The sequence below is a fragment of the Pantoea sp. GbtcB22 genome, from assembly GCF_019091025.1.
In the GTDB taxonomy this organism is placed as follows: domain Bacteria; phylum Pseudomonadota; class Gammaproteobacteria; order Enterobacterales; family Enterobacteriaceae; genus Pantoea; species Pantoea leporis.
The window spans coordinates 1-228 of record NZ_JAGXKB010001104.1 but is presented as its reverse complement, the minus strand read 5'-3'; the positions used below and the strand labels follow the sequence as shown (position 1 = coordinate 228).

Annotated in this window: 1 protein-coding gene; it reads left to right on the top strand. The window is 67.1% G+C overall.

Annotation, left to right across the window (positions count from 1 at the left end):
• Positions 1-228: exosortase/archaeosortase family protein (locus KVT28_RS27650; RefSeq protein WP_217551559.1), on the top strand; the 228-nt coding region annotated here is incomplete at both ends.

The window sequence follows — 228 nt, the reverse complement described above, 5'->3', positions numbered from 1 at the left end:
CCAACACCAGCCTCGAAGTCGCGGAAGCTTGCAGCGGCATCCGATCGCTGGTCTCGCTCATCACGCTCGGCCTGGTCTACGGCTACGTCGTCGACAATCGGACCTGGGTCCGGACGACGCTCACGCTCGCGACGATTCCGATCGCCATCATCGCCAACGGCGCTCGCGTGGCCGGAACGGGGATCGCGGCACACACGTGGGGTCCGGCGGTTGCCGAGGGCTTTCTGC